This window comes from Clostridium sp., assembly GCF_034179595.1.
Classification (GTDB): Bacteria; Bacillota; Clostridia; order Clostridiales; family Clostridiaceae; genus Clostridium.
The window spans coordinates 1-4,655 of sequence record NZ_JAXFPT010000059.1; the positions used below are offsets into that span (position 1 = coordinate 1).

General features: G+C 28.2%; 5 protein-coding genes and 1 pseudogene. 4 read left to right on the plus strand and 2 right to left on the minus strand.

Going from position 1 to position 4,655, the window contains the following annotated elements; all coding sequences use genetic code 11:
- Together SPJ33_RS06675 and SPJ33_RS06680 are read left to right on the plus strand one after the other, a co-directional pair.
- Nucleotides 1–1,321, plus strand: a 1,321-nt coding sequence (locus SPJ33_RS06675) for a UvrB domain 3-containing protein (protein WP_321117189.1), incomplete at its 5' end; no start/stop codon positions are given.
- Between the two features lie 19 nt (nucleotides 1,322–1,340).
- Nucleotides 1,341–2,057, plus strand: coding sequence for a SprT family zinc-dependent metalloprotease (locus tag SPJ33_RS06680; RefSeq protein ID WP_321117190.1), 717 nt, complete (start codon nucleotides 1,341–1,343; stop codon nucleotides 2,055–2,057).
- A gap of 51 nt (nucleotides 2,058–2,108) precedes the next feature.
- Here SPJ33_RS06680 and SPJ33_RS06685 read toward each other — a convergent pair whose 3' ends face one another.
- The gene (locus SPJ33_RS06685; RefSeq protein ID WP_321117191.1) at nucleotides 2,109–2,693 is read right to left on the minus strand and encodes a nitroreductase family protein; all 585 of its coding nucleotides are present in this window, start codon (nucleotides 2,691–2,693) and stop codon (nucleotides 2,109–2,111) included.
- A gap of 318 nt (nucleotides 2,694–3,011) precedes the next feature.
- On the opposite strand from SPJ33_RS06685, the gene SPJ33_RS06690 reads away from it, so the two are divergent.
- Together SPJ33_RS06690 and SPJ33_RS06695 are read left to right on the plus strand one after the other, a co-directional pair.
- The gene (locus SPJ33_RS06690; RefSeq protein WP_321117192.1) at nucleotides 3,012–3,185 is read left to right on the plus strand and encodes a 1-deoxy-D-xylulose-5-phosphate synthase N-terminal domain-containing protein; all 174 of its coding nucleotides are present in this window, start codon (nucleotides 3,012–3,014) and stop codon (nucleotides 3,183–3,185) included.
- A gap of 29 nt (nucleotides 3,186–3,214) precedes the next feature.
- On the plus strand, nucleotides 3,215–4,222 hold the full coding sequence (locus tag SPJ33_RS06695; protein ID WP_321117193.1) for a 1-deoxy-D-xylulose-5-phosphate synthase N-terminal domain-containing protein: 1,008 nt from the start codon (nucleotides 3,215–3,217) through the stop codon (nucleotides 4,220–4,222).
- A 66-nt stretch (nucleotides 4,223–4,288) separates the two neighbouring features.
- Here the strand turns inward: SPJ33_RS06695 and SPJ33_RS06700 are convergent.
- A pseudogene (locus SPJ33_RS06700) lies at nucleotides 4,289–4,655 on the minus strand (radical SAM protein); the annotation flags it as partial.

Genomic DNA, 4,655 nt, shown 5'->3' on the forward strand with positions numbered 1-4,655 from the left:
CTTTACTACAAAGTCAGAACAAGAAGCTATAATAAATAGATTTAAAAAGACGGTTGATAAGGATAAATTATGTTTCCTTGTAGTTAAAGATATGCTTTTAACAGGATTTGATGCTCCGATAGAGCAAGTTATGTATATAGATAGACCACTTAAGGAACATACTTTATTACAAGCAATAGCAAGAGTTAATAGAACTTGCACTAAAGAGGTTGAAAGAAAATCTGATGATGGAGAAAGCATAAAAGATAGCATTACAAAACAATGTGGATATATTGTTGATTATTATGGTATTTCTAACTTTTTAGAAGAGGCACTTGCTATTTTTGATAAAGATGAACTTGGAAAACCTATGGATTCTTTAGATGATTTATACAATGAAATGCTTGGCTTTAGAGAAGCTATAATGTCTATGTTTAGGGGAATTGATAAAGACAACTTAGATGAACTTGTAAATAAAATTGAACCAGAAGATAAGAGAGCAGAATTTGAACTTATGTATAAGAAATTTTCAGGAGCAGTAGAGAGCTTATTGCCAACTCATGTTGACACAAAGATATTAAATGATTTAAAATGGCTTTCTTATATTAGAGCAGCAGCTAAGGCTAAGTTTAATCCAAGTGAGCAAATGGATATTTCAGATTGTGGAGAAAAGGTAAGAGAGATAATAGAAACTCATTTAAAGTCTTTAGGGGTTAAGGATTGGATTAAACCTATAACTTTATTTGAAGATAATTTTAAATCAAGAATTAATACATTAAAATCAGATGAAGCTAAAGCATCAGCAATGGAACACGCTATTAAATATACTATTAGTGTTAGGATAAGTGAAAATCCATTTTATTATGAATCTTTACTTCAAAGACTTCAAAAGATATTAGATGAAACTAAAAATGATTGGATTTTAAGAAAGAAAAGACTTGAAGAATTTATTGATAGTGATATTGAAAATGGAGCATCAAATAAAGCTAATGATTTAGGTCTTGATGAAAAGGAATTTGCTTTCTTTGAAGTTGTAAAGAAATATTTAGAAGATAATGGTGAGAGTGAAGATTCTATTATTAAAGAAGATAGTGCAGTTTATGTAAGTGATGAAACTATAGAAATATCTAAAGAGATAGCAAAAGATGTTAAAGCTGTTGTTAAGGATAATTATGTTATAGATTGGGTAACTAATGTTAGTAAGACTAATGATATTAAAAGGGCTATTAAGCTTATGATTATTAGAAAATATGCTAAAAAGATTCCTAGAGATGTTAGAGAGAAGATTATGGAGCCATTATTAAATTTAGCTAAGATACATTTTGATGTATTGGATAAATAGCTTAGATATTGGAGTATATATGAAATCTAAAGTTAAGTTTGGAACAAAAGAAATTGAATTTGATATTGAATTTAGAAATAAAAAAACAATAAGTATTTCTGTAGAGCCGCCTAATAGTGTTTTAGTTGTAGCTCCATTTAGAAGTAATGAAGAAGAGATTAAAAAAATAGTTAAATCAAAAGGGGCATGGATAGTTAAGAAGCTTTTTGAGTTTAGAAATATTGAATCTAAAAAAGTTATTAGGGAATTTGTTAATGGAGAATCTTTTATGTATTTAGGAAGAAATTATTCATTGCAAATTTATGTTGATGAAAGTATAGGAAATAATTCATTTGTTAAGCTATATAGAGGAAAGTTTCTTGTTTATGTAAAAGAAAAAAGTGATGATTTGATAAAAGATGCTATGGAAAATTGGTATAGGAAAAAGACAGAAGAACAAGTAAAGAAGAGGGTTGAATATTATCAAAGATTTTTTAATAAGAAACCTAAAGCTATAAAGGTTAAAGATCAAAAGAAGAGATGGGCTAGTTGCACATCAAAGGATGAGCTTTTATTTAATTGGAGATGTTCTATGGCAAAATCAACATCTCTTGATTATATTGTAGTTCATGAAATGTGTCATATGTATCATAAAAATCATTCTAATGAATTTTGGAACTTATTAGCATCTATTATAAGTGATTATGAAGTCAAAAAAGATTGGCTTAGAGATTATGGAATAAGAATGGATTTATAAAATAAAAAAATCTCAAGTATTTATGTACTTGAGATTTTTGCTGTATATGTATTAATCTACAAAACGTAAAATTTCGTCTACATCTTTTCTTTTGCTTGGTGCTGGATGTTCTTTTTCATATCCATAAACTATAAGTGCAGCTACTGTTTCATCTTCTGGTAAGTTTATGATTTCAGCGATTGATTTTTCATTGATAACACCCATGATGCATGTTCCAACGCCTTTTGCATGAGCGGCTAAACAGAATGTTTGGCATGCGATACCTGCATCAAATGCTTCCCAAGCATTAGCTTTTGAAGTTGCATAATCATCATTTCTATCAACATTTGAAGCATTTTCTCCATAAATTGCTGAGTCTAATTTTCCGCTCTTACCTTTAACAAAGCTAAGAACTGCAACGCCTTTTGCATTTTTTAGAGTTTGAATATTGTAAACAAATCCATTAACTCCATCAGTTGCAAGTTTTTTTATTATTTCTTCATTATCTATTAATGTGTATCTAGCTATTTGTAAATTTGTCCATGATGGTGCCCATTTGCTGATATCAACGATTTCTCTCATAAGTTCTCTGTCTACTTTTTCATCTTTAAATTCACGAATACTTCTTCTTTCTTTTATCATTTCGATAGCATCCATTTTTAATTCCTCCTTAGTTTTATAGGGAATATTTTAATATTAATTTTTACTGTAATATTATTTTTATTCTCATATTTTATTAAATCATCATATCATTTTAACATTAATTTTCAAAAAAACAAATGCAAGGTTTTTATTGTAAATAACTTCATTTAAGATAATACTATAAGGGATTAATTTAAAGTTTTTGTAAACACTCTTGACCTAAAGTTAACTTTAGGGTCTATTATATATATAAATTAGAAAATTTACTATAAGAATATATAGTAATTATAAATCAGGAGGAATATATGAATTTTAATATTTTAAGCAAAATAGATGGACCTAAAGATGTTAACTGGAAGAAAGAATGCTTTCATAAATCCAGATGAATATGATTCTACTACAGGATATACTTCACAACATGAAAGCGAACATGATTTCTTTACAATAGGACACACTTCAACTTCAATTAGTTTAGCTTTTGTGGTCTTGCAAAGGCTCGTGATGTAAAAGGAGAAAAAGGAAATGTTATAGCTGTTATTGGTGATGGTTCTTTAAGTGGTGGAGAAGCTTATGAAGGCTTAAACAATGCATCTGAATCAAAGAAAAACATAATAATTCTTGTAAATGATAATGATATGTCAATTGCTGAAAATCATGGTGGCCTTTATGGAAATTTAAGATTACTTCGTGAAACTAAGGGGAAAGCTGAAAATAATATATTTAAGGCTTTAGGACTTGATTATGTATACGTGGAAAATGGGCATGATTTAAAATCTTTAATTGAAACATTTGAAAAGGTTAAGGATATAGATTATCCTATAGTTGTTCATATGCATACTATAAAAGGAAATGGATATAATCACGCTATAGAAAACAAAGAAGCATTCCACTGGACAATGCCATTTGATTTAAAAACAGGAAAGGTTAAAATTGATCTTTCAGGTGAATCTTATCAAAAGATATTTGGAAACTTTTTAGTAGAAAGTGCAAGAGCTGATAAAAGTGTTGTAGGTATAACAGCAGGAACTCCAGGTTTCTTAGGTGGTGGTGTTCTTAGAACTCCAGAATTTAAAGATCAAGCAGTTGCAGTTCGTATTCCAAATAGTTCTGTTGTATCAACTGGAGAAGAAGTTGAAGCTGACTTTAGTAAGGTAGCTTATAAAAAGGTAGCTGAAGGAAGTAAGGTTGCTATTCTTGGACTTGGACATTTCTTAAGCCTAGGTGAAGAGGTAAAAGCATTATTAAAAGAAGAAATGGGAATAGATGCTACATTAATAAATCCTAGATTTATAACTGGATTAGATGAAGAAATGTTAAATGGTCTTTTAAAGAATCACGAACTTATAGTAACTCTTGAAGATGGATCACTAGATGGTGGATTTGGTGAAAAAATTGATAGATTCTATGCTGATAAGAATATTAAAGTATTAAACTTTGGTGCTAAAAAAGAATTTACTGATATCATTTTAAGTAAGGATTTATATGTTCGTTATCGTTTAACAAAGGAATTAATAGTTGAAGATATAAAAAATGCTCTTAAATAGAGAAATATAAATTTAAAAGCTATACCACTTGTTGGTATAGCTTTTTATTATTAAATAAAAAAGAGATTAATTGCTTTCTAATAGTATATCTGAAATTTCTTTAAATCTCTCATCACTTATGCCAAGTTTTTTCTTGAAAATTTCATCATCCATTCTAGCAATTATTACTTTATCAGGAGATATTTCTTTAATAATATTTTTTAAATCTTCAATTGATTTATCATCATCATTGTAGCCTTTGATAATAGTAACTTCAAAGATGAATTTTCCTTTATATTGTTTATTAAATGAAACCATATTTGAGATATATTCTTTTAGTGTATATCCTTCAATAGGTCTTTGAACCTTTTGGAAATCATCTTCTGTTATTACTTTTATTTCACCAATAACTTCATCACATTTATTAGCAATTTTTATGTATTCATCTTTATCT

What these genes read in the sequence shown, in the direction of transcription:
- SPJ33_RS06680 (WP_321117190.1), top strand. Translation starts at nt 1,341, where the DNA reads ATGAAATCTAAAGTTAAGTTTGGAACAAAAGAAATTGAATTTGATATT.
- SPJ33_RS06690 (WP_321117192.1), top strand. Translation starts at nt 3,012, where the DNA reads ATGGACCTAAAGATGTTAACTGGAAGAAAGAATGCTTTCATAAATCCA.
- SPJ33_RS06685 (WP_321117191.1), bottom strand. Translation starts at nt 2,693, where the DNA reads ATGGATGCTATCGAAATGATAAAAGAAAGAAGAAGTATTCGTGAATTT.